The following is a 26,328-nucleotide window of genomic DNA, read 5'->3' on the forward strand; positions in this document are numbered from 1 at the left end:
CGCTTGATAAAAGTTTACCATCGCTGGATTAATTATGCAATATAATATATTTTATATGTTATATTGTACAACTGCTAGGGAGAGATGTTGTGAATAATTTAAATGGGATCATTAGCTATAATTTATCCCGCTTACGTAAACAGAAGAAGCTGAGTCTTGAATGCCTAGCTGAGCTATCGGGAGTTAGTAAAGCCATGATTGGCCAGATTGAACGCGGCGACTCAAATCCGACTGTTAATACGTTATGGAAGATTGCTTCCGGACTGCAAGTTCCTTTTGGCATGCTCATTTCTATGGGTGAACAGTCCGCTAAATTTGTTCAGTTCAAGGAACATCCACCTATTCAGGATGTAAAAGGCTTTATTCTTTATCCTGTATTTTCATTCAAAGATAATCAATTACTAGAAATATTCGCAGTGAAGATGGAGCCGCATTGCACCCATAATTCGGACCCTCATGCTATCTATTCTACGGAATATATTCTCCCCATTTCCGGAAATTTGCAAATGAGTGTGCAAGGGACAGTCTATGCTCTATCTCCCGGCAATGCCTTGCAGATTCAGGGCGATTACCCCCATGCTTACTGTAACCCTTTTGACATTCCTGCAGTGTTTTACTGTATTTTGCACCATGCTAAAGCTTGATGTTGTACTCACGGGGACGGTTCTACGAGTCGAAGTTTTGGGCTTCGCCGTTGTACCTGATGCGGAGAACTATGCCACTGGTAACGACGAAAAGTGGTTGATATGAAACAGACGGGCGGGGATGTTCCTTTTTTTGTCAGAATGGAGTTGCCCAGAAAGGAATGTAATTATATCAGATTGTTATCAGCAGAAAATATGGGGTCAGGCCCTGCAGTATTGCGTTAAAATTTTCATAAACGCAATACGGCAGCCTGACCCCAAGTTTTCGATAGGCATGCATCCACTGGCACCGCAGATTCGGGCGGAATGGAATCTAAAAAGGTAGGTCATTTGTTAAATAGAAGCGCTGTTAAACCAAGGTCCTACCACCTGTGCCTTTTGGAATCGGTAATTGTTGTTGCTCTCCGCTTTTGTCCATGCCTTGCTCAGAACCTTTGCCGCCGAAATCTGCTTGCTTATGTTGCCGCATAACTGCTTAAAAATTGGCACCTCTCCAGGTACCAATTTTTAAGCAGTTATGGAAGCTCACTCTCAATGAGCTTTTTATTGCGCTGAGCCGCACTCAATAGGCTGTGCATACAGACCCTGTTGATAGCTCTGGCCGCTCCGGTTGAGTAGGTATAATTTCATCAATAACTTTATCGGTAAAAATCTCTTCTGTGCCACCGGCATGGGTCAGGTGTGCATGCACTGTTCAAATTCTTTAATAGTTTTATGAATCAATTCCCGTCTATTTACTATACCGGTAAGAGGATCAATTGTTGCCAAGCGTTTTAATTTTTCCTTGGCACAAGCCTCCTCCAGACGCGCCTTAATTGTTCTTGTAATGAGGTTGAAAGAATAGCTCCGAGAACATTCGCCATGATAATAGCTACCAGCACAGTAGGTGTGAAAGTATTGCTGGCTGAATCAGCAATACACCATTGTAAAGCAACATTACCAATAGATAAAGTGATAGGTGGCACGGCTCTTAAGAAAAGCCGATGGGGAGATATCATATAGGCAGTAAAAAGAATCAGTATTGTAATGTCTCCATTGGGCGGAACATAAGGAGCCCATTTATAATTAATAAATAAAACAAAAGCAATAGTAATAATCGCCCATCGATAAAATATGGAATCATATTGCTTGAAAGAGGTTACTTTCAAAAAGGCGAAAATCGTATAGAGTGAAAGTAGAAAAAAAACTAGGCGAGATACCAACAAAATCGTTAACTGATTACTCTTTCCGAAAATCAGATAATCAATATAACCGAGAGGGAGAAGAGGGATGAGCCAGATGGCAATAGCTATACTGGTATGGCGAATATCGATTTTTAAATAGTAATCTCGGTATGTCGACTCAAAATCATTATCGGTTGCATCCAGTTGATTTTTTAGTATCAATTACATCATTCATTCTTATTTGAGCATTTCTAACATATTTCGCCTTTTATAGAATTACTCCTTTTTAATTTAGATTAATTTGGAATTATGGGGTCAGGCCTTGCAGTATTGCGTGAGCAAACAACGCAAATAAAATAGCTCTCGATTTTAGAGAGCTATTGGCAAATAGATAGGTTTATAAAATGTAAAAACTAACTGGGTTCAGAGTAAGAGGCAGAGGCGGGAATCCCTCTTACAGTCAGTTATATTGGTTGCTATATCGGGGTTAAAGGAGCAATAATTTGAATACTATTTAGGTTCACTGCGATGATGCCAGTTAAGGTTATGAGTGTAGGATTAGCACCACTAGTACCAGGAGCTAGTATTGTAACACCCGTTGTTCCTAGATCAATTAAAAGAAACTCTGATTGGGGTTCAACCTCGACATTTACTGGTGGGCAAACAACAGTGGATCGGAAATTAAGGCGGTCGTCGGTTTCTGCTACTAACGATCCGGTTAGTACATAGGGTATACCACCTGTTCCGTTATTTGCAGTGGAACCGTTGGTCAATACGACTCGAACTTGCACGCCGGGCAGAAGTTTTATTCCGTGGAGAAATTTCCAAAAGTTATTGGACATAGTATGGTAACTCCTTTCATAGTTAATTACAGGTCTATTACATTATATTTAGTTGTTATATTAAGTGTTACAAAAGCTGGATTATCTGATGGGCTCTGGTGCAAAAAAACAAAACCAAAGTGCCCCCTAGCTTTTAGGAAGTCGAACCTTTGCGCGAAACTAGCTTGACAATATCCTGAATGATAATATATTAAACATCGTAAGTTTAAGTATGTATATGAGAGAAATATGAAATATAGTTATACTGTGGGTCATTCGAAAACGAAAGCCTGTAGGAAATGCACGATGCAGATGGAATCTGCTGTGAGTTCCTACAGGCTTTTTCGTTATATTTACTTAATAACCTGAAATCCCGAATTTTTATATCGAGGCGGTAAAACCCTTATAAATCAGGCATCCAAAAATTGGGTATAGATATAAATTATATTGATTAGTTTTGAGGACTCTGGTAGGAACCCAGTATTCATAAGCCTTGCAGCAATCCTAGATATAAATTACCGGGACTTCAAGATATTACTAAATCCATTTTGGAATTATACGTTAGCCAGCAGTAAGAATAGAGCTTTCTCTGTTTTTAATGCGGCGATGATTGGAGATATAAGATGGGACATAAACGTTAAATGAGCTAGACAAACGGTAAAAATTATTCCCGCAAAAGCGTATCCGGAAGTCTTTTTCAATGGTATGCATCCGATGCTTTCGGCACATTTAGCTCCCAGAGCTTTTAAAAAGGCAAGCTTCTTTATAACTTTTTTAGGAATAATTCCTTCGTTTTTAGATTCAGGGAGTAGAGCCAGCGATGTATGGGCTGTATTCGGGACTATGCATGGAGAAGGCTGTAATTTATCGCGGAGTCTTCTAAACTCTATATCAGCTAACTCCAGCAGACTGGCTAAACGGGAAAAACTGCGACGTGCATCATAAGAAATTGCTATTTGAGGTTTATACTCTAAATCGTGTTCAATTTCGGCCCAAGCATGCTGTAAAATGGTACGAATTTGGATTTCAATTTTACAATTTTTAAATATTTCATATTCGGACTGATGAAGTTGCGAGGACTTCAAGCTAACAACATAATGTAAAGATAAATAGCCGAATTGGGTTGGCGCTAAAAGTTTTCGCTTATCTACGGAGTTGACTTGATCAACTACAAAGGTATTTTGAATGATTTTTGACACTTGCTCAATGTCGTCTTCAAAATAGGTAATTATGCGAATACCGCACAAGTCCGTTATATCTTGAATGTCGGTATATTTTTTTCTGTTTATTTTATTTTTTAAGCTAGCCTCTTTTTTGACACGTGATGCGATTAGATGAATATGAATATTTTTTTCGACGAATAAAGAGGTTAATAACTCTTGGACTTTATTCGTAAATTTGCTGTATAATTGATAATTTTTTCTATATAAATCAATTATATTTTCCATAGATAGCATATCCTCCTTGAAGAGTTAAACATCAAAGGATAAATATTATTTTACATCCAACATGTGACAAATTTATGACATTACATAGAATTACCAAGGTGTATAACACAATGATATAAAGTTACTGAGGTGCATATACAAGGCATTGGATTTGTTTTCGCCATATCTCATATCCGGCGTTGTTTAGATGCAGTCCATCTTTAGTATACCGAGCAGGCAGTTGGCCATCGGGAGTAGTAAAAACAGGAGCTAAATCAATATAGGGATAATCATATTCTTTTGCCAACCCTTTAATTTGGCGATTTAGCTCATTAATATTATTATTGGTTCGCAAGCTTCGCGAAGGGAATAAAGTATCATTGAAAGGTAAGACGCTTTGAATATAAATCTTTGTATTTGGCAACTCTGTTTGGAAACGTGTAAGAATAAGGCTGTAATTACTAATGATTTCCGGAATAGGTCGGCCGAAACAAAGATCATTTGTCCCGATCATTAAGAAGATTTCCTTTGGATTTGATGCAATGATTTGATTTAGACGATTTAATACGCCTAGCGTTGTGTCACCGCCAATCCCTCTATTTTCAACTGGAGAGCTGGGAAAAAGTTTGGACCATTTTCCTTCGTCGGTAATACTATCTCCTAAAAATACTACTGGATGATTAGGATGTGAATCAATCATAAAGCAGGCTTTTCGAAAACGGTAATACAGAGTAAGATAAGGCGGATCTTCTGGTCTTCGGCTTAAATCATTTGCCCATAGATATAAGTTTTCTTCATTTTTATGAGCCTTAGCGGTTAATGTGTTCCACCCTGTAATTATATATAGTATCAGCGTCAATAGAATAAGCGGAAAGATAAATCTCTTCTTCAAAAGCATGATTTCCTCCTGACTTGAATGGACATTAAATATTTAAAACTATGGAATGTAAATCCAGTTTGCTATTTTGCCTGCACCGGATTTATTGATGTTCGTTTTGAATCCTTGTAGAGTGGAAAAGAATTGAGTGAATTTTAATCGTAACCAAAAGTGTAAAAAGGAATGGGATGTTGCAAAAATGGGAATTCGATTTAAAGCAAATAGCCCATATGTTGTTTTATCACGTCCAAAGTCTACTGTAAACGCTGCTCGATAGCCAGCTTCTTTTGTTAATGCGATGACCCGCTGATCATAAGCACCGCCTGGATAAGCCAGGTATTCGATTTTCTGATTGAGTAGTTGTTCCAATTTTTCCCGAGATTTGATAAGCTGAGCATGAATTTCATCGTCTGATGCACTTGGAAGAAGAATATGACTTGAGGTGTGAGATTCAAAAGAAAAACCATTGTTGTGCATTTCCTTTATCTGGTTCCAAGTCATGTAATTGCTGTTTTTACCGACAAAATCAGTAATTATAAAGAAGGTTGCGGTAAAGTTATATTTTTTTAATATAGGATAAGCTTCACGATAATTATCTTCGTAACCATCGTCAAAGGTAATTAAAATTGGATTTGCAGGAAGAGGTTTGCTGTCTTGAAGGTAATCAACCAATTGCGCTGGAGTAATTGTGGTATAGCCGGATTTATGCAAGTAAGCCATTTGTGCATCGAATTCATAAGGGCTAAGAGTTAGTTGAGTATGAGATTCAGCATTTACTTGGTGATAGTTTAAAACGGGTATACCTGAAAGCGAAACGGGTAGAAAATAGCTTATACCGATGAATAATATCAAAATAGTTATGCTCCACATTGCACACTTCCGTATTAGTAACAAAACTGATCCTCCTTCCCGGTGAATAACATATAATTCTACAACAGACTAACAACTCCTCTCTATATAACAAGTTTTTAGATTATTTTTCAAAATGGGAAAATGATGTATAATAAATTAAAATGAAAAGACGAAGTTTATGGGGTGGGAATTTGAAAAAATCTGTTGCTTCCTATCAGTCTATAGCGTTAGATATTGCCAAAAGAATAGTAAACGCCGAGTTTCGCGTCGGGGATAAAATATCGGGAAGAACTCTATTAGCCAGCCAATATAATGTATCGCCTGAAACCATCCGAAAATCAGTTGCTTTATTGAAGGAGGCTAATATTGTTGCAGTGTCTCAGGGGAAAGAAATCATTGTAATGTCCTCGCAGCAAGCATATAACTTTATTGAGCATAATAAGGAAATGCTTTCAGCCTACTCGTTAAGACAAGAACTTGAAATGCTTCTTGAAAAGAAAGAAGAAAATGATAGACAGTTTCGTAAGATTGTAAACGAGATTATGCGTTACTCTGACAGATTAAAAAATTTATCACCATATAATCCGGTTGAAATTAGAATTCTAAAACACTCTTTGGTTATCGGAAAATCATTAGCGGATATTAAATTATGGCATCATACCGGCGCTACGATTGTTGCCATTCGTCGTAGTACCGAAATTCTTGTTTCACCTGGGCCAAATGCAATTCTTCAAGCGGAAGACCGGATTGTGGTTGTGGGTCCTAATGATGTTCTACAAAAAGTATCTGATTTTATTAACAAAGAGAAGTAAGAAACCCATACTCATGGGGACTCGACCACAAGTTTCCAATCATAAAAGCAGGGAAAATAGTATAATGTATTAATAAATAAAGGGGGATTATGATGCTCGATATCACAGGCGAACAAAAACTATGTGTCATTATTGCTCACCTCGGTTATCTACTGGGAGGCGCCGGCTTTATTATCGCGCCGCTAGTAATCTTTCTGCTGAAAAAAGATGATCCTTTTGTCTATGACCATGCAAAACAAGCTCTCGTATCCCATTTAGTCATACTAGTCATTTCCCTGTCGGTTTCTTTTTTGTGTATTCTTCTGATTGGAGTACTTCTATTACCGGCTTTGGCAGTGATCTGGGTTGGGCTGGTCATTACCTCCTTCATCGCTTCCTTTAAAGCGTTACATGGCGAGCTCTATCGCTATCCTTTCATTCAAGGATTTGTCAACCAAATTTAGCCTGGTACTCATGGGGACGGTTCTGCTGATTCTGCTTTGCATAAAAGTAGAATAGAATATTAAGGTGGTAGCATCGTCAGGCAAGCGAGGCAGAAAGCTAAAGTGCGATATATCATCTCCTTTTCTCTTTGACTCTCGTATGCATTGAAAATCATATTAGCAAAACAGGACAATGTGAGTGACTCATTGCCCTGTTTTGCTAATATAATCGATACGGAAGAACTCATACTTAACATGTTCGTCTAATCCAATCTGACTCAGCTTCTGGGAATAAATCCCTGGACGATGAATAGCAAGAGGTATTGCCTATCAATTTAGCCCGGGTTGGGAATTTGTACTCATGGGGACGGTTCCTGTGAGTCGCAGTTTTGGGCTTCGCCGTTGTACTTGATACGGCGAAGCATGCCACTGTTGCGACAAAAAGTGGTTGATATGAAACACGGAGTCCCGGGAATACGATAATCCGAGCTTACGATCAGGATGGTATTCAATATTCTCCATGCAGGCATTGCTGAAGTACAGTCCGGCGCTTTTTAGCAGACGGTTTAAAGGTTGGTTCTTCTGCGTTCCCACGAGAAATCCATTATCAGGCCGGTGTTCATTCGAAAAGGCCGGTGAAACGCGTAGCACTGTGAGGCTCACAGACTCGGCAGAACCGTCCCCGCGAGTCCTGTGAGGCTCACAGACTCGGCAGAACCGTCCCCGCGAGTCTGGTGAGTCTGAGTCGGAAATTACTCACCGATCAAAAGGCCTGTTAGTATTCCTTGCAAAACATTTTTCTCATTATATTCCCGAGTAATCTCCATAACAGCCTTCATACTTTCTGTTACATACTTATTTTTATAATAAACGATATTAAAATATCTGTTCCAAGCATTTTCTTTACTTTTTATAATATAAAGCTGACCATTTTTCATTTCTTTCGTAACTAGTCGTATAGAAATCACGGCTAGGCAATTATTCTCCAGCACAGCATGCTTTATTACACTCGGACAAGTTATTTCCCAGCCTATTTTAAGTTTCACTCCGTGGTTATGCATATAATTTTCAAATAACTCTCTTGTCCCGCTGCCCTCCTCGCGCATGACAAATATTTCATTTTCCAGTTCGCTAAGCAATATCCGCTTGCGTCCGGCAAATTTGTGATTCTTAGAACAGACAAGAACAAGATAGTCTTTTACGGCGGGGATGTTAACTAAATCGTGGCTTTTGACCTGTCCTTCCACTATGCCGATATCCAATTCCGCTTTCAGGATTTTAGCTTCGATACATTTTGTATTATTCATATAGGCAAAGGGTTCCACACTAGGCATTCGTTCCCTAAAACGGTTCACCATTGACGGCAACATACAGGATCCTACCGTTATCGTCGCACCAATGCGAATTTTTTCCGAGTGCCCCTCGCTAAGCATATACTTGTTCAATTCGTCAAACTGTTTGACGGCAATTCTTGCATAATTCAACAAATTTTTTCCGGCTTCCGTTATATATAACTTTTTCGCAATCCGTTCAAACAGCAGCACGCCGTAATAGGTTTCTAGTTCTTTGATAGCCTGGCTCACTGACGGCTGAGAAATAAAATATTGTTTTGCCGCGGCACTCATCTTACCGGTATCTGCGACGGCAATGAAAATCTTTAAATGCCGTATTGTCATATTTACCCTCACACATCCTAATAGGTTTTACTTATTATTATTATAAGATAATAACATTTTTAATAATTATAAACAAGTGTTATATTGTATTTGTATATTGCGATATTGTAATAAAATCAACTTTTGAACAAAAGGATAGTAGTAAACATAAGGAGGATAAAAATGGCTACACTGACAATTAGTACAGAAGAAGAAAAAAGGGTAAAAGCGCTTGGCTTTTTGAGCAACAAAGGGACAGATAATTTTTCCGGACGAGTAATTACCGTAAACGGGGTAATCACTGCTGCGCAGGCTAAATGCATCGCCGAAGCCGCCGAATTATACGGCAACGGCATTATCACCTTCACAACAAGACTTACGGTTGAATGCCAGGGTATTCCTTATGACAAAATTGAAGACTTTCGCACTTATATCGCTCAAAAGGGACTTGTCACAGGGGGTACAGGATCGAAAGTACGTCCGATTGTTTCTTGCAAAGGAACGACCTGCCAATATGGCCTTATTGATACATTCGCCCTCTCCAAAGAAATTCACGAAAGATTTTATAAGGAGTATGCCAGCGTGAAATTACCTCACAAACTAAAAATTGCTGTTGGAGGGTGTCCGAATAATTGTGTAAAACCTGATTTAAATGATATAGGAATTATTGGTCAAATGATTCCTATTTTGAATGAAGCAAGCTGTAACGGTTGTAAAAAATGCTTTGTCGCTGAAAACTGTCCGGTAAATGCCGCTGCGGTATCAGACGGTATAGTGAAAATTGATCCCGCCAAATGCAACAATTGCGGACGCTGTATTGGAAAATGTCCTTTTGATGCAATTCAAGATGGAAACCAAGGCTATAAGATTTACCTTGGCGGCAGATGGGGCAAGAATGTGGCGCGCGGCAAAGCGCTGAGCAGAGTCTTTTTTAATAAAGAAGAGGCTCTGTCGGTCATCGAAAAAGCCATTCTTCTGTACCGAGAGAAAGGCAAAACCGGAGAACGTTTTGCCCAAACCATAGAACGGCTAGGCTTTGAAAATATTGAGGCTGAGGTATTATCCGATGAAATTTTAACGAGAAAGCAAGAAATTTTGGGTGTTAAACTGCATCTGTCCGGTGGCGCTTCCTGTTGATCAAATAAGACAATATGGTGTTATCATGCCAAGTTAGGAGTGAATGTAAAATCGCTTAAAATGTTTCAAATTTAATGGCGCAGAAGTCAGTATAAAATAGGTTCTATATCGCATATCCTTTTGTAGTGCTGTTATGGGGATGTGTGTGGGATGAAGAGCTTATTTTTTAAAAAAAACCGGCTTCTTTTGTCGGTGGTATCGGTGGTATTAATCAGTCTCATGGCGGGAATGATTGCATTTAACAAGTGGGATGAGATGAACCTCGCGGCTATTCCCAACCAGCCGGTGAAAGCGCCGACCGGAAGGATTTCTATTGTAATTAAGATTCCCTCTCGCAGCTTAGAAATCCACGAGGACAATAAGGTGTATAAACGATACCGGATTGCTGCCGGCAAAAGCGACACTCCGTCACCGACCGGTGAATGGGTAATCGTTTGGAAATCTTATCGGCCCGGTGATGTTTTTGGTACTCGGTTTCTTGCCCTCAACGTTCCCTGGGGCGGTTACGGTATTCACGGAACGAATCAGCCCTGGAGTATTGGCTGTTATGCCAGCCAAGGTTGTATTCGAATGCGTAATCAAGATGTTGAGGAGCTTTACGAGTGGGTTCCGGTTGGTACTCCCGTACGTATTGAAGATCGTGATGTTCCGATTCAGCGTAAATTAAAGCGGGCGTTGATGGGCCCTGATGTTGTAAAGCTGCAACTGAGACTCAGAGAACTGGGATATTTGGAAGGAAGGGCCGACGGCTTTTTTAATCAGGATACTGAGATTGCCGTTAAACGATTTCAGTATGATAAGGGGATTAAGAGCTCGGGCATGGTCGATAAACAGACACTGGGCCTGTTAGGGTTTTAAGTTTTATTCTACTAGCAGTCGAGATGCTTGGTACGAATAAAGAGCAATAATGAACATAAAATCCATGATACTGTATACTTTTGTCACACAACAGGAAACATCTTTCTTTTGTCGAAGAATGCAGTAAAACAGCAAAGGGAGATGGAGATAATGCTTGGTATTAAGAAATGTCCCAAATGCGGCAAGATAATGGATAAAGTAATTGGCATTGAAACTGGAATAATTGATAGCCCGAGGGTTGAAAATTGGCATTGCCCGCATTGCCTGTATGATGAATCGAAAGATTTCTGGGAGTCTCAGATAGAAAAAAATTATAGAAGATGATAGTATTTAAAAGTCATCCGACACCGCGAAAATAAAGGCTTTCAGGTTTTGCACCTGGAAGCTTATTTTTTATTAGCTCACCACCGCTGTTTTGAAAATGAGAAATAGGCGGTAGCATATCGAAGCTATCTATCATAAGATACCGTGTAACATACATCTCTCGAAGGAGGAATTTATATGGGATTTGGTGGTTGTGGTTTCGGTCGCGGCAACGGCAGCGGGATTATCATTATTATTATACTGATTCTGCTGTTTTGTTGTTTTGGGGATGACAGTTCTTCAACTTGTTAGTAACGCTGACTATCCGCAAAGAGCACCGCTACGAATAAAAATTTTGTAGCGGTGCTCTTCAAAATAAGCCTCTAATATGCGGGGTGTAACGTTATACTTGTCCATAAGGAAGGGTGTCAGATCACGGTAAATGATCCGGAAAAAATTTCGCTCAGCTCACCAGCGAAAGCTTGGATATGGTCGACGGTTCTGGAGATATTCGCCGTTGCTTTTGCCTGTTCTTCGGAAACGGCGGCGGCTTGCGATATTCCGTCTAGGGTAGCGCTGGCGGCGGTTTGAACTTTGCCTAAATTGTCGCTGATTTCATGAACGGCAGCGGCACTTTCTGCCGATAGCTTTTTGATTTCTTCGGCTACCACTGAAAATCCGCGGCCCTGCTCACCGGCGTGGGCAGCTTCGATCCGGGCATTGAGTGCGATGAGCTGGGTGTTAGAAAATATGTGGCGCATGGTGGTAATGATTTTATTGGTGTCTTGAATTTGTTGTGATGATTTCATGGTGTTTTGGGCAATCTGCTCGGTGGTATTGGCTAATTCCCGTGCCGAAGCCGATATTTCTTCAATGGCAGCGGCGGTTTGTTGAATTCCGTCTATCACATCCCGGACGGTTTTTTTAACTTTATCCTGTTGAAAAACTTCCTGCACTCTGGCGGCAATTATAACAGTGGCTAGTTTTGCCAAAGGAACCGTTACGGCTAGCGGGCCGGTAATTCCAAAAGTGCCAAGCCGCCGGCCGTTGAGCATGATGGGTAGACTGCAGCCTTCTTTTATGCTGGAATCCGTCGCCGCCTGCTCTTTTGTTACGAGGTACTCGTTACATTCACCGGCGCCGATTTTGACCGACCCAATATGAGTGTCACCGATTCTTGCTGTTTTATCGGAGCCGATAATGATGCCGCTGTTGTCACAAATAATAACAGAATAGCCTATTTTGTCTTGGAGGAAGGAAATGAGATTGGACGCCAGTTCAGCGGTTAAAATATCGTCGGTGTTTTTTTGCATTGCAAACCATCTCCCTGGAAGTGGTAAAGGTTGAATTTTATTTATTCTTTTAGGTATTATAGAAAAAATGAGCGCAATCCTGCATTTTAAAGAAATGTTAATCAAAACATTACAAAAGCTGATTGGCTGTCAAAGCTCAATGCCGAGCCTTTGTATGCGACGGTAAAGCGTTGTACGATTGATGCCTAATATTTTTGCTGCAGCGGTATAATTTCCCTGGGCAGCATGCAAAGCTTCGACAATTTCTCCGATTAGGCGTTTCTCTTTGGGGGTTCGTGAAGGGACATGCTGTTTTTGCGTTAGTATTTCCGACAATACGAAACGGTTAATGATACTGTTTTTGGAAGTAGCAGTAATCCTTTCTATCAGGTTACGGCATTCACGAATATTTCCCGGCCAGGAATATTTTGTGAGCAGCTGCAGCGCATCTGGGGTTAGTTTGAAAACTTTACCTGTATGGACGGCAAACTCTTCTAAAAAAGCTTCGGCATATAAGCGAATGTCCTGTTTTCTTTCTCTGAGCGGCGGCAAATCCAGCCGCAGCACATTAAGCCGGTAATATAAATCATCACGGAATTTATGCTCCGTAACTAAATTTTCTAAATCTTTATTTGTGGCGGCAATGATGCGGACATCAACCGGTGTAACCTTGTAACTCCCTAAGCGTACAACACTTTTTTCCTGCAGAACACGCAGCAATCGACCCTGATTTACATAATCCATTTCCGCCAATTCATCTAAAAAGATGGTCCCGCCGTGGGCAACCTCGAAGAGTCCCGGTTTTCCTTCTTTGTTGGCACCGGTAAAGGCGCCGCCAACGTAGCCAAACAATTCGCTTTCCAAAAGCTGCGCCGGCAGGGAAGCGCAGTTGATGGCGACAAAAGGTCCTTTAGCGCGGCTGCTTTCATTATGGATGCTTTGGGCAAAAACTTCTTTGCCTGTTCCTGTTTCTCCCAGAATAAGTACGCTGGAGTTTGTAGCGGCAAAATCTTTGGCGGTTTCAATTGTTTTAATGATGGCGGAACTTTGACCAATGATATTTTCAAAATGGAATTTAGCCACATGGCCGCGGGCATAAATCTCTTTGCGTATCGTGGCCTCCATTTGCTGGATGCCTCGAATTTCATGCATAGTAATGACTGCGCCGAAAGAATTATTATTAATTGTAATGGGAACGCTGGTATACATGACCTTATTTCCGTTTATTTCCACAATACGGTGCAAGGTATTTTCCTTTTTTGCCGCGGCTGGCTTTAAGTCCAGCTGCGGCAAAATTTGCTTGATGGAATAGCCTAAAGCATTTGTTTTATTTATTTTGGTGAGTTGCTGTGCAACCGGATTGAACGCGGTAATTTTTTGATTTTTATCTACGGTAATCATGCCTTGGTTGGTATGATCCAATATCGTATTTAAAAATCCATGTTTTGCCGATTCATTTTCCAATGCTGCCTGGATATGTACCGCCTCCTGCGCTGCCTGCAAAATGCTTTCGCTGCCGATTTTTAATAAGGAACAGGGGATGTTGTGCTGTTTGGCGGCTGTGACGGCCAGGACACCGCCTAAAATGACTTCGGCACCGTTGGCGGCCGCTTCCAAAATTGGTTCTTCGTAATTTTGACCGTATTTTGTAAAATAACGTTCAATGTGGACATCTAATTCTTCCGCTAAAAAATCAATGCCCAAAACCATATCGGAATGTGCAACAACCGCAATTTTTTTGCCTTGCATTTTAGCATCATTTATGGCGCGGATAATATCAAAACTCGTGATCGGGATGGTTACGACATTTATTCCTAAATCGGCTTGTTTAATGATAGTGGCAGTTACCGGTCTGGCGGCAACGATTTCAATTCCGCGGGCAATATATTTTTGTACTAAGGCGACCGCCGTTCTGGGATTTACTAAGACGACTTGTATATTAGAATAATCAGACGTAAGAATTTTTTTAACGTAAGGTATTAAATTTTCATCAGGAATTAAAAAGAGAATTTTAGTCAAGCAGCATCACTCCGCAACAAAATGCAACAAATTGCAATTAATATATGCTACAAGTATAACAGGCAAAGCTCAATCATTCAAATGTTTTAAAATTTTCTGCTTTTATAACGGCAAAATATTCAGGGGATTCAACTATTGACCGGGATTTATAAATTATTTTTTGATTTTCGTTACAATTGGCCCGAATCTTGCATGGTTATAGTAGCATGAGTAGAAATGCAGAATGCCGTCGTATGAAAGTTCTTGGTAAAGGTGCTGAGACGGCAGTACATGCTAAGCTAACACAAAGGAGGATTTTATATGGGACCCATGTCTGAAAATAAAGGGAAGTTTTCTTTGGAAGAATTCAGAAAAGATTATGGGCTGTTGCTGGCAATTATTTTTGCTGCCATTGTATGGTTTATAGGAGCACCCCAAGGACTATCGGTTCAGGGGCATAGAGCGCTGGTATTGTTTACTTTCATGTTTGTGCTGTATTTGACAGAGTCGGTGCCTCTTCCCATAGCAAGCCTGGCGGTTGTTCCTTTGGCAGTACTGGGCGGGGTTGTAAAAACGTCGGTTGCTTTGGAAGGTTTTGCTTCTACTTCAGTTTATTTAATGGTTGGTGCCTTTATTTTGGCAAATGCAATGACAAAATCAGGGCTGGCCGACCGTTTAACTTATGTGATTATGAGCTTTATAGGCACAAGTACCAAAGCGATAAGTCTGGGAATTGTTTTGGTGAATATTGTTATGGCTTTTTTAGTGCCTTCGTCTTTAGCCAGAACGGCAATTCTTTTGCCTGTATGCATGGGAATTTTTCACATCTTCGGGCAGCAAGGCAGGACAAATTTTTCTACGAGTATGCTGCTGATTCTGACAATGACCAATGCGACTATGGGAGCGGGGATTCTTACTGCAACGGTGCCTAATCCCGTTACAGTGGATTACTTAGCTAAAGTTGGCCAAACAGTTACCTATGGGCAATGGTTTATGTATGGATTTCCGCCGGCTTTGCTGATGACATTTATTACTTGGTGGTTTATCCGCCGCATATTCCCGCCGGAAATTAAAGAACTTCCCAATGGTGATGAATTTATAAAACAAAAATTGGCTGAAATGGGTCCTTTATCCTCGGTTGAAAAAAAGGCTATGTTTGTTTTTGGTTTGGTCGTGATTCTTTGGGCTACCGGCGGCTGGACTAAGATTGATCCGACTATTGCCGCTTTAACCGGTATTCTTTTGTTTTTTATTCCCAAGTTTGGCTTTATGACCTGGCCGGATGTGAATAAGCATATGTCTTGGCAGCTGATTTTTGTCGCCGGGGGTGGTATTAGTTTAGGCAATATTTTAATGAAAACAGGGGCTGCCAAATGGTTCGCCAATACAATTTTCTCTATGCTGGGGTTAGGCGGTACGGCCATTTTGTTTATGCTGGTTGTAATTATGTTTATTATTCAGTATATGCACTTGCTGTTTGTCGGCACAACGGCGATGGCAACTTCTTTTATTCCCATTGTGATGGCGATGGCCGATACGGCGGGAGTGAACCCGCTGCTGTTTACATTGCCGGCGGCGATGATTATCGGCGGCTATCCATTACTGATGTTTTATAATACTACGCCTAATATTGCTGTATATGGGACCGGTTTGCTGAAGGTGGAAGATTTTCCTAAAGTTGGTTTTGTAATTTGCCTGGTCGCAGTTATTGTATATTCTTTGTGTGCAATTACATATTGGCGCTGGCTGGGTATGTTTTAAAATATTTTAAATAAAAGCTAAGGAGTGGGTAAGATGTCTGGTGCATTAAATGGGATTCGCGTGCTTGATACTTCTACGGTAATTGCCGGGCCTTTCGGAGCGGCATTGCTGGGAGATTTCGGCGCCGATGTGATTAAGGTGGAAATGCCTGGTAAAGGTGATTCCGGACGTAATATGGGGCCGCTGTACGAGGGCAAATCGCTGCGCTGGGCAACGTTTTCCAGAAATAAAAAAAGCATTACCCTTGATCTCAGGAAAGAAGAAGGCAAGAATTTGTTTCTGAAGCTGGTGGAAAAAAGCGATATCATCATTGAGAACTTTCGGACAGGAACTTTTGACAAATGGGGTTTGGATTATGAAACGCTGAAAAAAGCCAACCCTAAAATCATTGTAATTCGTGTTACCGGCTACGGTCAGACGGGTCCGAATGCACATTTGGCCGGTTTTGGCACACCTGCTACCGCTTTTTCCGGGTTAACCTATATGACCGGTTATCCTGACAGGGCTCCGGTAAATCCGCCGATTTCGTTGTGCGATTATCTTGCCGGCCTTTACAGTGCTTTTGCTGCTTTGGTTTGCATTTATAATCGGGATAGCAACAATGGAACGGGACAGGAAGTGGATCTGAGTCTCTATGAAGGTATTTTCCGTCTGTTGGAAGGCGCAATTGCCAATTATGCTGTGGCGGGAAAGGTTACCGAAAGAAGGCCGAGCATCAGCGGTTCGGCTAGCCCTTCCGGCACTTTTAAGACCCAGGACGGTAAATGGGTAGTGCTGGTATGCAGTACCGACCGGACTTTTGAATATTTTGCCAATGGTATCGGTAGAAAGGATTTACTGCAGGACGATAGGTTTAATACGAATGGCGCCCGTGTTAAGAATAATAAGCTGGTAGAAGAGATTGTGATTGATTGGTTTAGCAAACATGATTGGAAGGAAATTAAGGCGACTTTAGATGCGGCAGGTGCACCGGTTAGTCTGGTTTACAGCATGCAGGATATTTTTGCCGATCCGCACTATGCGGCGCGTGAAGATATCATTGAAGTAAAGCATCCTGATTTTGGTACTATAAAGGTTCCGGGTGTCGTTCCTAAATTGAGTGCTACGCCGGGAGAAATCAAATGGATCGGGCCGAAACTTGGCGCTCATAACGATGATGTGTATGAAAATCTTTTGGGCTTAAGTGAAAAAGATTTGGCCGAGTTAAAGGGAAAAGGGATTATTTGATTTGGTTTAGATGAGAGAGACAAACAGCTTGTTCAATAAAGAAAGGATGATAAATATGAAAGCAAATATGGTTTGGCCGGATAAAGTCACAATTTGCGAGGTCGGGCTGCGTGACGGGTTACAGAATGAAAAAAAGTTATTCAGCGTTGAGGAAAAACTGCAGCTTTTGAATTCCGTTGTCGCATCAGGTGTTAAAGTGATTGAGGTTGGGTCTTTTGTTCATCCTAAAGCGGTGCCGGCTATGGCCGATACGGGTAAACTGGTAGAAGCTATGGAAAAGACTGATGGTGTTGAATATCGCGTATTAGTACCTAACTTAAAAGGGGTCGAACGTGCTTATGCTGCCGGGATTAAGAAGGTAAAACTCACCGTCTCCGCCAGCGAAGCCCATTGCATTAATAACTTTAATAAAAAGCCGCTGGAAATGATGGAAGCGTTTGCAAGCTGTGTTGATTTTGCTGCTAACAATAATATGGAAGTATCGGGTGCGATTTCTACTTCCTTTGGTTGTCCTTTCCAGGGGAAAGGACCGGTGCAGCAAGTGGAAAATGTTGTCCGCGGCTTTTTAAAATTGGGTATTACCGAGCTTTCCTTGTCGGACACGACCGGTATGGCCAATCCCCGTCAGGTATTTGAATTGGCCAGCCATATGATTCAAACATTTCCGCAGGTGAAGTGGGTTATGCATTTTCATAATACCCGTGATATGGCTTTGGCGAATATTGTGGCCGGTATACAGGCGGGAATTCGAGTTTTTGACAGTGCATTTGCCGGCCTTGGCGGCTGTCCTTTTGCTCCTGGTGCTTCAGGAAATGTTGCAACCGAAGATGTAATTCATATGCTGCATGAAATGGGTATTAATACCGGTATTAATCTGGAAAAGGCGATAGAAACGGCCCGTCTGGCCGAACAGATGGTGGGTCATAAGGCCGGCGGGTCCGTTCTGGTAGCCGGACGCTGCGAGGATTTAACCAAGCAGCAGGCGAAACGCCAGAACAATAAATAAACACCATTTTTCCGAGAGGGGGATTTATATGAGGGTAGATATGCTCATAAAAAATGGACGGGTTATTGATCCATCCCAAAATATCGATAAAATCCAAAATGTATTGGTTCTCAATGGAAAGATCATTGTTACCCCAAAGAATGAAGCGGTTGAGGCTTCTCAAGTAATTGATGCCGCAGGCTGTATTGTTACACCCGGACTGATTGATTTTCACAATCATATTTTTGGTAGTGGGTCTGATCTTTGCATATCAGCTGATGCTGCTCTTTTACCTTCGGGCGTAACTGCAGCAGTTGATGCCGGAAGTGCCGGAAGTGCAAACTACGAACTTTTTTTGGCAAGTATGCTTATGCAGAAAATCCGTTTTAAGAGCTTCCTCCATGTTTGTCCGACGGGATTAGGAACTACACAATTTCACGAGGTTTTAAAACCGGAATTGTGGGACAAAAATAAAATATTTGCTTTGTTCGAAAAACATAAAAACTTTTTAATTGGTCTTAAGATTCGTACCAGCAAACATATAGTAGGAAGTCTTGGTCTTGGACCGGTACAAAAAACGATTGAGATTGCCAATGAAATAGGTTGTCCGGTATGTGTGCATACCACAGATTGTCCGGCACCGGTCGAAGACTTATTAGCATTGCTGCGTCCGGGGGACATATTCTGTCATGTGTTTCATGGTACAGGAGAAACTGTGCTTAAAGACGGTAAACTTAAGGATGCTGTGAAGAAAGCAAGGGAACGCGGTATAATCTTTGACGCAGCTAACGGGTCTAACCACTTTGCATTTGCTACAGCAGAAGCGGCATTAGCGGAAGGCTTCTTTCCGGACATTATCAGTACGGACCTAACGGTAAAAACCTTATTTAAACCTCCCGTTTACAGCTTGCCTTACATTCTTGCTAAATATTTGGCATTGGGTTGCAGTTTAACCAATGTAATTTCTGCGGTTACCAATGGTCCGGCTCGTCTTATGAAAATGGAAGGTAAAATAGGTACACTTGCCCGTGGTGCTTATGCTGATATAGCAATATTTAAATTGACAGAGCAAAAAGTAACCTTTATGGATACTTTCAAACAAACTCGCCAGGGACATCAAATGCTCTTACCGCAAATGACAATAGTAAATGGTCAAATTATGTTTCGCCAGCTTAATTTTATAGTTTAGAGCGCTGCATTTTTGTGAAACAGCCGGACCATGCAACAATGATCTGCCGTTTTGCAAAGATGGTAAGTGCTATTATTAAAAAAGTAATAAAGTATGTTTCGGAGGATGCAATATGAAAACTGACAAAACAGATTATTCGGCAATGATAAAATGGGCCATATTGGCAGTCATTGTTTTTATTTTAAGTCAAATACCTGCACCAACGGGACTCAAGCAAAGCACTATGGTTATTTTAGGTATCTATGTGGCGGCTATTGCGGGGCTTATTATTCGTCCTGCCGGTGAGTCTGTCGTTTTGATTATTGTAGCTGGTTTAGGCAGTTTATTTACCAAACCTGCCAACGTGTTAAACGGGTTTTCTACAACAACAGTTTGGTTAGTTTTTATCGCCTTTTTGATTAGCATGGCATTTGTAAAAACTGGGATTGGGACTCGGATATCCTACTATTTAATTGGAAAATTCGGGCGAACGACATTGGGGTTAGGATACGTCATGGCTATTGTGGATTTAATCATTAGTCCGGCTACGCCATCGAATACAGCAAGATCGGGCGGTATTGTTTATCCGGTATTTAGGAGTATTACCGCTACCTTGGGCAGCGAACCAGGTCCTACAGGGAAAAAGATAGGTTCTTATTTTACAATGTTGCAGGGGTTAGTGAGTTTTACCACTGCCGGATTATTTATTACAGCTTGCTCGCCAAACTTGGTAACGCTTAATTTTGCAAAAAAAATTCTTGGAGCGAACATCACCTGGGCCAGTTGGGCCATGGCGATGTTAATACCGGGGCTTGTTATTCTGTTTACAGTTCCATTTTTGCTTTATAAGATTTATCCGCCCGAATTGAAAGCTGTTCCAAATGCGAAAGAGATTTCCGCACAGGGTTTACAAAAATTAGGGCCGATGAAGAAATCTGAAAAAATATTAATTATACTTTTTGTCCTGGCAATTGCCGGATGGGCCTTAGGCGATATATTAAAAGTAGATGCTACTTGTGTTGCACTTGCTTTTTTTGGGCTGGCTTTATTGTTCAAGCTATTTACGATTCAAGATGTACTAGAAAATAAAAGTGCTTGGAATACGTTGTTATGGTTTGGATTTATCGTAGGTTTGTCCGCATCACTTGCAAAAGAAAAATTTTTTGTATGGATGGCAAAATTTGTACAAGGTTATTTAGCTTTAGATACTATGAGTATGGTAACTGTATTGGCCATAATTGTGGGCGTTTGTTTGCTTACAAGATATTTATTTGCATCCATGGGAGCTTTTGTTACCGCTTTCGTGCCAGTAGCTTTTACAATTGGGCTGGCAGCAAAATTGCCGTCGGAAGTACTTACGTATATGGTAGCTGCTTGTACGGCTTATGGTTGTGCATTAACACATTACGGCGGTGCATTAGGACCGGTTTTATATGGTACTGGTTTTGTAAAACAGTCCACCTGGTGGAAAATCGGTGGGATATATGCTGTGTATAATGTACTGGTATATTTTGTAATCGGATTACCCTATTGGAAAATAATCGGTTTGTGGTAAGACAAAATTAGCCTAGTAAAAAATGCTGGAAATCAATGGCTGTTTCTACAGTCCACTGTTTTTATACAAAATGTTTGCAAATGAGAGTGAGGTGAAACTGCAAATGAGTTTGGAAATAAATTTAAAACGCTGCAAAGGCTGCGGAATCTGCGTGGAGTTTTGTCCAAAAAAAGTATTGACTGTAAACGAGCTTGAAAAAGCGGAAATTGTTAACGAAAAGGACTGCATTTTATGCCGTCAGTGTGAATTGCGCTGCCCGGATTATGCCATTTTTGTAAAAAAATAAAAGGAGCTGAGATATAGTGTCCAAAGTAAGTCTTATGCAGGGCAATCAGGCAGTGGCCGAAGGAGCGATTGCTGCCGGTGTTAAGTTTTTTGGCGGTTATCCGATTACGCCTTCTACCGAAATTGCTGAGTCTTTAGCTAAAATGCTGCCGACTGTCGGTGGAAAATTTATTCAAATGGAAGATGAAATTGCCAGCATTGGCGCGATAATCGGCGCATCCCTTACGGGCAAAAAGGTTATGACGGCAACAAGCGGCCCGGGGTTTTCCTTAAAGCAGGAATTTATCGGTTATGCTTGTATTGCTGAAATTCCGCTGGTTATTGTCAATGTTCAGCGTGTGGGTCCTTCTACAGGCCAGCCTACTTCCCCTGCACAGGGAGATGTGATGCAGGCACGCTGGGGAACACACGGCGATCATCCGATGATTGCCCTTACCCCTGCCAGTGTTCCTGAATGTTTTGATTTGACTATCAAGGCGTATGAAATGTCGGAGAAATATCGGACGCCGGTTATTTTACTGATGGACGAAGTCGTTGGACATATGCGGGAAAAAATAGAATTGCCTGATTCCTACGCTGATATTATTAAACCACAGCGCAAATTGCCAACGGTACGGCCCGAAGAATATAGAGCATATAAGCCGGATGCCGATCTGGTGCCGCCAATGGCTCCTTTTGGGACAAAGGGCTACCGCTGGCACGTAACAGGACTTGTGCATGATGAATATGGCTTCCCTGATGGTAAGCCTGCGGCTACGAAAGAATGTCTGGAACGTTTGCATGCCAAGATTAATAATAATCTTGACGATATTATTCTTTATGAAAACTATTGTATGGATGACGCGGAGACAGCCGTTATTGCTTACGGCGGTACGGCGCGTACTGCTTATGATGCTGTCGATGCTGCCCGTGCCAAAGGCATCAAGGTCGGTTTATTCCGTCCGATAACGATGTGGCCTTTTCCGGCGGAACAGGTAAAGAAAATAGCCGGTAAAGTAAAAAATATTCTTGTGGCGGAAATGAACTTCGGCCAATATGTAATGGATGTGGAACGTGTTGTTGCCGGAAAAGTTCCAGTAACATTGTGTGCAAAATACAATAACGAAGCGATTACGCCAAATGAATTTTTGGCGGCAATCGAAAATCTGAAATAGGGGACAGGAGGTATTCCAAAAGATGGAAATGGAAGAAATGATAGACAAATATTTTCGCGCCGGACGACTGCCCCATATCTGGTGTCCGGGCTGCGGCAATGGGATTGTGACAGGAGCTATTGTGAAAGCTATTGACAGATTAGCATTAGAAAAAGACGATGTGGTGATTGTATCAGGAATTGGCTGCTCGAGCAGAGCCTCGGGTTATCTTGATTTTAATACAGTGCATTCGGCACATGGGCGTGCATTGCCGGTTGCAACCGGCGTTAAGCTGTCCGAACCGCGCTTGAAAGTAATCATCGTCAGTGGCGACGGCGATGCTACAGCTATAGGAGGCAATCATTTTATTCATGCCGCCAGACGCAATATCGACATTACCATGATTCTTTATAACAACAATATTTACGGGATGACGGGCGGACAATATTCACCGCTTACTCCGACCAGTTCCAAAGCGACTACGGCGCCTTACGGGACGGTAGACCGTCCGTTCGACGTTTATGATCTGGCCAAAGGAGCGGGGGCAACCTTTATTGCCCGTGCCACGACTTTTCATACACAGCTTTTAATTGATGTAATTGCAAAGGGCATAGAGCATGCAGGATTCAGCATTATTGAAGCCGTATCCGCCTGCCCGATTTCCTTCGGACGTCAAAATAAGCGGGGATCCGGCGCTAACATGATGAAGTGGCAACGAGATCATGGTGTTTTGCTGGCCGCTTATGAAAAATTGACGGATGAGCAAAAGAAAGATAAATTCCCGATCGGTTTATTGCATGAAACTCAAGCACCGGAATACACGGCCGAATATGACAAAGTGATCGCAAGGGTCCAGAAAGGGGCGAAATAATATGCAGCAATTACGTTTATCCGGAACCGGCGGACAAGGACTGATCCTTGCCGGAATCATTTTGGCGGAAGCCGCACTGCTGGACGGGAAAAATGCCATACAGTCCCAATCCTATGGGCCTGAAGCACGCGGCGGCTCCAGTAAGTCGGAGGTGCTAATATCCGATAAGACATTGCATTATCCGAAGATAACAGTACCTAACGTAGTTTTAGCGATGAGTCAGGAAGCTTGTAATAAGTTTACCTCCGATCTTACGGCAGAGGGTATCTTAATTACAGACAATTTGTTTGTAGACAAGCTGCCGGGTAAAACATGTAAGAAAATCTACGAGCTGCCTATTACCCATACGGCGCAGCAAGGGCTGGGTAAAACCTTATTCGCCAACATTGTGGCTTTAGGCGCCGTAGTCAAGATAACCGGGGTAGTGTCGGTAGCATCTTTGACTACGGCTGTATTAAACAGGGTACCGAAGGGAACGGAAGAGCTGAACGAAAAGGCAATTCGGTTAGGTATGGGAATTGTTGAATGAAAATTTGATTCGGGAGACTTGGATTTTTTTCGGCAGCAGGATGTATTTTCTGCTGTTCTTTTTTTGCTCTAAAATTTAAATTTAGCTATTGACTTTTTTGCTATAATCATATATTATAATAAAAAGTTAATAAGTGATGTTGTAAATATGAAGTTAGCTGATCAAAAAAATTGAAGGCTAAGCAAAGGTACAGAGTATGTACCTTTGCTTAGCTTTTATTTTATAACTGAATATATGACTTCTTATCTAGAGAGGCGGAGGGACTGGCCCGATGAAGCCCGGCAACCGGTATTTATTTGAATACAACGGTGCCAACTCCTGCAATGGCAACATTGAAAGATGAGAGAGGGATCCGGCGATTTATCCTCTTTCAACTGAAAGGGGATTTTTATTTTACTGGAGTCTGCGTAATGTATATTCAACATTACACATCTGCTGGGGGGCTCAGGCGGGAATGTATCATCATTTTGGCATTCCCAAATATCGGCTGCCGGTGAAAATGTTTGGCGTTTTTCCCCATACGATAAACAGAAAGAATATCAGGCTGCTTAGGGGATTTGACGATATTTTCTTTGTACCCCATTCCCGGCATACGGAAGTGAGAAAGGAGGATATTGAAAAAGCGGCTGAACTGGAAATTCTGTCTGAATCCAGTGAAGCCGGTGCTTATCTGGTAGCCGCCAAAAGCGGCCGTCAAATTTTTGTGACAGGCCATTCCGAATATGATCCTCTTACATTGCACTCCGAATATGTCCGGGATGTGTCACATGGATTGGATATTTCTATCCCGAAAAATTATTTTCCGGATAATGATCCGACCCAGGCACCCATCGTCAAGTGGCGAGGCCATTCCAATCTGCTGTTTTCAAACTGGCTGAATTACTATGTTTACCAGGAAACCCCTTATAACGTCAACGAAATTGATTAAAAATAATCATCATACAACAAATTTATAGTTTAAAAGGAGCGATACAAATGAGTGAGAAAAAATTAAGTTTTGAAACATTGCAGGTCCATGCAGGCCAAGTGCCGGATCCGACAACTGGTGCAAGAGCGGTGCCGATTTACCAGACAACTTCTTTTGTATTTAAAAATGCCGATCATGCTGCCAATCTCTTTCAATTGAAAGAACCGGGCAATGTGTATGGGCGGATTATGAATCCAACTACCGATGTGCTGGAAAAAAGAGTGGCAGAATTGGAAGGAGGCGTCGGCGGACTGGCCACTTCCTCCGGCCTGGCTGCTGTTTTATATGCGATTCTGAATGTTGCCAGTGCCGGTGATGAAATCGTTGCCGCCGGTACGTTATATGGCGGGACGTATGAATTATTCACCGTGACTTTAAAGAAATTGGGCATTCATGTCATATTAGTTGACCCGGACGATCCGGAAAATTTCAGAAAAGCGATTACCGATAAGACGAAGGCGATTTATGGCGAGACCATCGGTAATCCTAAGATTAATGTGCTGGATATTGAAGCGGTTGCCAAGATTGCCCATGAAAATAAGATTCCGTTCATTATTGACAATACCTTTGCAACACCGTATCTTGTTCGGCCAATCGAATATGGCGCGGATGTTGTTATCCATTCTTTAACTAAATTTATTGGCGGACATGGCACGACGCTGGGAGGAATAATTATTGATGCCGGTAAGTTTGACTGGATTAAGAGCGGAAAATTTCCCGATTTTACTACACCGGACAAAAGCTACGGCGGAATCCGCTATGCTCAAGATTTAGGCAATCTGGCCTATATTTTGAAAGCAAGAGTACAACTGTTAAGAAACACCGGGGCAGCGCTTAGTCCGACAAATGCATTCTTACTGCTGCAGGGGCTGGAATCTCTATCCTTGCGGGTAGAAAGACATGTGGCAAATGCCCGGGACATTGCCGACTTCTTAAATCATCATCCGAAAGTATCCTGGGTGAACTATCCGGAACTGGAAGGGAATCAATATCGTGAACTGGCGAAAAAATATTTACCGAAAGGGGCAGGCTCGATCTTTACTTTTGGCATAAAAGGCGGCCTGGAAGCCGGCAAGAAATTTATTAACAGTGTGAAACTCTTTTCCCTGCTTGCCAATGTCGGCGATGCAAAGTCACTGGTCATTCATCCTTCCAGCACCACCCATGCCGAATTGGATCCGGCAGAACAACAAGAGGCAGGTGTTACGCCTGATTTGGTCAGATTGTCTATCGGTATTGAAGGCGTTGAAGATTTAATTGATGATTTGAAACAGGCTTTGGCTAAAGCATAAAGGCACAAAACGAGGAACACTTTTCAGCTGATTCTCATAGGATACCATGGCAGTACAATTATCCTGTAAAAAGAAGGAGGAAGTTTTATGGGATTAGGTTGTGGTTGTGGCTTTGGCCGTGGTAACAGCTGGGTTATCATCCTAATCATCATCATTTTGTTATTCTGCGGTTTTGATGATGATTCTTCTACTTGTTTATAACTAAATCCGCCCGCCAAACGACGTTACTGCAAGCGTTTGCTTCTGCAGTGGCGTCGTTTGTTTTATAAGTGGAACAATAATGACGAATAACGG

25 protein-coding genes and 1 riboswitch are annotated in these 26,328 nt (G+C 41.7%); of the genes, 17 read left to right on the plus strand and 8 right to left on the minus strand.

Translation table 11 applies throughout. From position 1 onward, the window contains the following. Positions 1-89: 89 nt before the first annotated feature. On the plus strand, positions 90-644 hold the full coding sequence (locus ABFC84_05495) for an XRE family transcriptional regulator (GenBank protein MEN6412208.1): 555 nt from the start codon (positions 90-92) through the stop codon (positions 642-644). Between the two features lie 773 nt (positions 645-1,417). Here ABFC84_05495 and ABFC84_05500 read toward each other — a convergent pair. The 5 genes from ABFC84_05500 to ABFC84_05520 form a co-directional block, all read right to left on the minus strand. Next, positions 1,418-2,029 (minus strand): hypothetical protein, encoded by a 612-nt coding sequence (locus tag ABFC84_05500; protein MEN6412209.1) that lies wholly within the window; start codon positions 2,027-2,029, stop codon positions 1,418-1,420. A gap of 254 nt (positions 2,030-2,283) precedes the next feature. Continuing rightward, a complete protein-coding gene (locus ABFC84_05505; GenBank protein ID MEN6412210.1) occupies positions 2,284-2,649 on the minus strand; it encodes a hypothetical protein in 366 nt (121 codons plus the stop codon). A 533-nt stretch (positions 2,650-3,182) separates the two neighbouring features. Further along, complete coding sequence (locus tag ABFC84_05510) at positions 3,183-4,076, minus strand: hypothetical protein (GenBank protein ID MEN6412211.1); 894 nt, start codon at positions 4,074-4,076, stop codon at positions 3,183-3,185. Between the two features lie 121 nt (positions 4,077-4,197). Then, positions 4,198-4,953: a GDSL-type esterase/lipase family protein gene (locus tag ABFC84_05515; GenBank protein ID MEN6412212.1), complete on the minus strand. Its 756-nt coding sequence runs from the start codon at positions 4,951-4,953 to the stop codon at positions 4,198-4,200. A 39-nt stretch (positions 4,954-4,992) separates the two neighbouring features. Beyond that, positions 4,993-5,802: a polysaccharide deacetylase family protein gene (locus ABFC84_05520; GenBank protein ID MEN6412213.1), complete on the minus strand. Its 810-nt coding sequence runs from the start codon at positions 5,800-5,802 to the stop codon at positions 4,993-4,995. Positions 5,803-5,975: 173 nt separating this feature from the next. On the opposite strand from ABFC84_05520, the gene ABFC84_05525 reads away from it, so the two are divergent. Together ABFC84_05525 and ABFC84_05530 are read left to right on the plus strand one after the other, a co-directional pair. Beyond that, positions 5,976-6,596: a TrkA C-terminal domain-containing protein gene (locus tag ABFC84_05525; GenBank protein MEN6412214.1), complete on the plus strand. Its 621-nt coding sequence runs from the start codon at positions 5,976-5,978 to the stop codon at positions 6,594-6,596. A gap of 92 nt (positions 6,597-6,688) precedes the next feature. Then, entirely contained in the window at positions 6,689-7,039 is a 351-nt protein-coding gene (locus tag ABFC84_05530) for a DUF4870 domain-containing protein (protein ID MEN6412215.1), read from the plus strand. A 731-nt stretch (positions 7,040-7,770) separates the two neighbouring features. Here ABFC84_05530 and ABFC84_05535 read toward each other — a convergent pair. Beyond that, positions 7,771-8,694: a LysR family transcriptional regulator gene (locus tag ABFC84_05535; protein MEN6412216.1), complete on the minus strand. Its 924-nt coding sequence runs from the start codon at positions 8,692-8,694 to the stop codon at positions 7,771-7,773. Between the two features lie 162 nt (positions 8,695-8,856). Here ABFC84_05535 and ABFC84_05540 point away from each other — a divergent pair, with 162 nt between their 5' ends. From ABFC84_05540 to ABFC84_05550, 3 genes are all read left to right on the plus strand, one after another. Continuing rightward, the gene (locus ABFC84_05540; GenBank protein ID MEN6412217.1) at positions 8,857-9,810 is read left to right on the plus strand and encodes a 4Fe-4S binding protein; all 954 of its coding nucleotides are present in this window, start codon (positions 8,857-8,859) and stop codon (positions 9,808-9,810) included. A gap of 150 nt (positions 9,811-9,960) precedes the next feature. Beyond that, on the plus strand, positions 9,961-10,668 hold the full coding sequence (locus ABFC84_05545) for a L,D-transpeptidase family protein (protein ID MEN6412218.1): 708 nt from the start codon (positions 9,961-9,963) through the stop codon (positions 10,666-10,668). Positions 10,669-10,776: 108 nt separating this feature from the next. After that, positions 10,777-10,992: a hypothetical protein gene (locus tag ABFC84_05550; protein MEN6412219.1), complete on the plus strand. Its 216-nt coding sequence runs from the start codon at positions 10,777-10,779 to the stop codon at positions 10,990-10,992. Between the two features lie 407 nt (positions 10,993-11,399). Here ABFC84_05550 and ABFC84_05555 read toward each other — a convergent pair whose 3' ends face one another. Both ABFC84_05555 and ABFC84_05560 read right to left on the minus strand, forming a co-directional pair. Continuing rightward, positions 11,400-12,284 carry a sugar diacid recognition domain-containing protein gene (locus ABFC84_05555; protein ID MEN6412220.1) on the minus strand — a complete coding sequence of 295 codons (885 nt, stop codon included), beginning with the start codon at positions 12,282-12,284 and terminating at the stop codon, positions 11,400-11,402. Positions 12,285-12,413: 129 nt separating this feature from the next. After that, a complete protein-coding gene (locus tag ABFC84_05560) occupies positions 12,414-14,282 on the minus strand; it encodes a sigma 54-interacting transcriptional regulator (GenBank protein MEN6412221.1) in 1,869 nt (622 codons plus the stop codon). A gap of 300 nt (positions 14,283-14,582) precedes the next feature. Between ABFC84_05560 and ABFC84_05565 the strand changes: the two genes are divergently transcribed. From ABFC84_05565 to ABFC84_05615, 11 genes are all read left to right on the plus strand, one after another. Continuing rightward, positions 14,583-16,022, plus strand: a complete 1,440-nt coding sequence (locus tag ABFC84_05565; protein ID MEN6412222.1) for a DASS family sodium-coupled anion symporter — start codon at positions 14,583-14,585, stop codon at positions 16,020-16,022. Positions 16,023-16,055: 33 nt separating this feature from the next. Beyond that, positions 16,056-17,249 (plus strand): CoA transferase, encoded by a 1,194-nt coding sequence (locus ABFC84_05570; GenBank protein MEN6412223.1) that lies wholly within the window; start codon positions 16,056-16,058, stop codon positions 17,247-17,249. 55 nt (positions 17,250-17,304) lie between these two features. Then, the gene (locus ABFC84_05575) at positions 17,305-18,255 is read left to right on the plus strand and encodes a hydroxymethylglutaryl-CoA lyase (GenBank protein MEN6412224.1); all 951 of its coding nucleotides are present in this window, start codon (positions 17,305-17,307) and stop codon (positions 18,253-18,255) included. A 28-nt stretch (positions 18,256-18,283) separates the two neighbouring features. Next, complete coding sequence (locus ABFC84_05580) at positions 18,284-19,423, plus strand: metallo-dependent hydrolase (GenBank protein MEN6412225.1); 1,140 nt, start codon at positions 18,284-18,286, stop codon at positions 19,421-19,423. A gap of 112 nt (positions 19,424-19,535) precedes the next feature. Further along, positions 19,536-20,957 (plus strand): DASS family sodium-coupled anion symporter, encoded by a 1,422-nt coding sequence (locus ABFC84_05585; protein ID MEN6412226.1) that lies wholly within the window; start codon positions 19,536-19,538, stop codon positions 20,955-20,957. Between the two features lie 103 nt (positions 20,958-21,060). Continuing rightward, entirely contained in the window at positions 21,061-21,243 is a 183-nt protein-coding gene (locus ABFC84_05590; protein MEN6412227.1) for a 4Fe-4S binding protein, read from the plus strand. A 16-nt stretch (positions 21,244-21,259) separates the two neighbouring features. Beyond that, positions 21,260-22,396 carry a 2-oxoacid:acceptor oxidoreductase subunit alpha gene (locus ABFC84_05595; protein ID MEN6412228.1) on the plus strand — a complete coding sequence of 379 codons (1,137 nt, stop codon included), beginning with the start codon at positions 21,260-21,262 and terminating at the stop codon, positions 22,394-22,396. Between the two features lie 22 nt (positions 22,397-22,418). Then, positions 22,419-23,246 (plus strand): 2-oxoacid:ferredoxin oxidoreductase subunit beta, encoded by an 828-nt coding sequence (locus ABFC84_05600; GenBank protein ID MEN6412229.1) that lies wholly within the window; start codon positions 22,419-22,421, stop codon positions 23,244-23,246. Between the two features lies 1 nt (position 23,247). Then, a complete protein-coding gene (locus ABFC84_05605) occupies positions 23,248-23,775 on the plus strand; it encodes a 2-oxoacid:acceptor oxidoreductase family protein (GenBank protein MEN6412230.1) in 528 nt (175 codons plus the stop codon). 239 nt (positions 23,776-24,014) lie between these two features. Then, positions 24,015-24,121, plus strand: a riboswitch (SAM riboswitch). A gap of 57 nt (positions 24,122-24,178) precedes the next feature. Then, positions 24,179-24,703, plus strand: a complete 525-nt coding sequence (locus ABFC84_05610) for a homoserine O-succinyltransferase (protein ID MEN6412231.1) — start codon at positions 24,179-24,181, stop codon at positions 24,701-24,703. A 47-nt stretch (positions 24,704-24,750) separates the two neighbouring features. Further along, a complete protein-coding gene (locus ABFC84_05615; GenBank protein MEN6412232.1) occupies positions 24,751-26,034 on the plus strand; it encodes an O-acetylhomoserine aminocarboxypropyltransferase/cysteine synthase family protein in 1,284 nt (427 codons plus the stop codon). Positions 26,035-26,328 lie beyond the last annotated feature (294 nt).

Source organism: Veillonellales bacterium, assembly GCA_039680175.1.
Lineage (GTDB): Bacteria > Bacillota > Negativicutes > JAAYSF01 > JAAYSF01 > JBDKTO01.

What these genes read in the sequence shown, in the direction of transcription:
- ABFC84_05505 (MEN6412210.1), bottom strand. Translation starts at nt 2,649, where the DNA reads ATGTCCAATAACTTTTGGAAATTTCTCCACGGAATAAAACTTCTGCCC.
- ABFC84_05510 (MEN6412211.1), bottom strand. Translation starts at nt 4,076, where the DNA reads ATGGAAAATATAATTGATTTATATAGAAAAAATTATCAATTATACAGC.
- ABFC84_05515 (MEN6412212.1), bottom strand. Translation starts at nt 4,953, where the DNA reads ATGCTTTTGAAGAAGAGATTTATCTTTCCGCTTATTCTATTGACGCTG.
- ABFC84_05520 (MEN6412213.1), bottom strand. Translation starts at nt 5,802, where the DNA reads ATGTGGAGCATAACTATTTTGATATTATTCATCGGTATAAGCTATTTT.
- ABFC84_05530 (MEN6412215.1), top strand. Translation starts at nt 6,689, where the DNA reads ATGCTCGATATCACAGGCGAACAAAAACTATGTGTCATTATTGCTCAC.
- ABFC84_05535 (MEN6412216.1), bottom strand. Translation starts at nt 8,694, where the DNA reads ATGACAATACGGCATTTAAAGATTTTCATTGCCGTCGCAGATACCGGT.
- ABFC84_05540 (MEN6412217.1), top strand. Translation starts at nt 8,857, where the DNA reads ATGGCTACACTGACAATTAGTACAGAAGAAGAAAAAAGGGTAAAAGCG.
- ABFC84_05545 (MEN6412218.1), top strand. Translation starts at nt 9,961, where the DNA reads ATGAAGAGCTTATTTTTTAAAAAAAACCGGCTTCTTTTGTCGGTGGTA.
- ABFC84_05555 (MEN6412220.1), bottom strand. Translation starts at nt 12,284, where the DNA reads ATGCAAAAAAACACCGACGATATTTTAACCGCTGAACTGGCGTCCAAT.
- ABFC84_05565 (MEN6412222.1), top strand. Translation starts at nt 14,583, where the DNA reads ATGGGACCCATGTCTGAAAATAAAGGGAAGTTTTCTTTGGAAGAATTC.
- ABFC84_05570 (MEN6412223.1), top strand. Translation starts at nt 16,056, where the DNA reads ATGTCTGGTGCATTAAATGGGATTCGCGTGCTTGATACTTCTACGGTA.
- ABFC84_05575 (MEN6412224.1), top strand. Translation starts at nt 17,305, where the DNA reads ATGAAAGCAAATATGGTTTGGCCGGATAAAGTCACAATTTGCGAGGTC.
- ABFC84_05580 (MEN6412225.1), top strand. Translation starts at nt 18,284, where the DNA reads ATGAGGGTAGATATGCTCATAAAAAATGGACGGGTTATTGATCCATCC.
- ABFC84_05585 (MEN6412226.1), top strand. Translation starts at nt 19,536, where the DNA reads ATGAAAACTGACAAAACAGATTATTCGGCAATGATAAAATGGGCCATA.
- ABFC84_05590 (MEN6412227.1), top strand. Translation starts at nt 21,061, where the DNA reads ATGAGTTTGGAAATAAATTTAAAACGCTGCAAAGGCTGCGGAATCTGC.
- ABFC84_05600 (MEN6412229.1), top strand. Translation starts at nt 22,419, where the DNA reads ATGGAAATGGAAGAAATGATAGACAAATATTTTCGCGCCGGACGACTG.
- ABFC84_05605 (MEN6412230.1), top strand. Translation starts at nt 23,248, where the DNA reads ATGCAGCAATTACGTTTATCCGGAACCGGCGGACAAGGACTGATCCTT.
- ABFC84_05615 (MEN6412232.1), top strand. Translation starts at nt 24,751, where the DNA reads ATGAGTGAGAAAAAATTAAGTTTTGAAACATTGCAGGTCCATGCAGGC.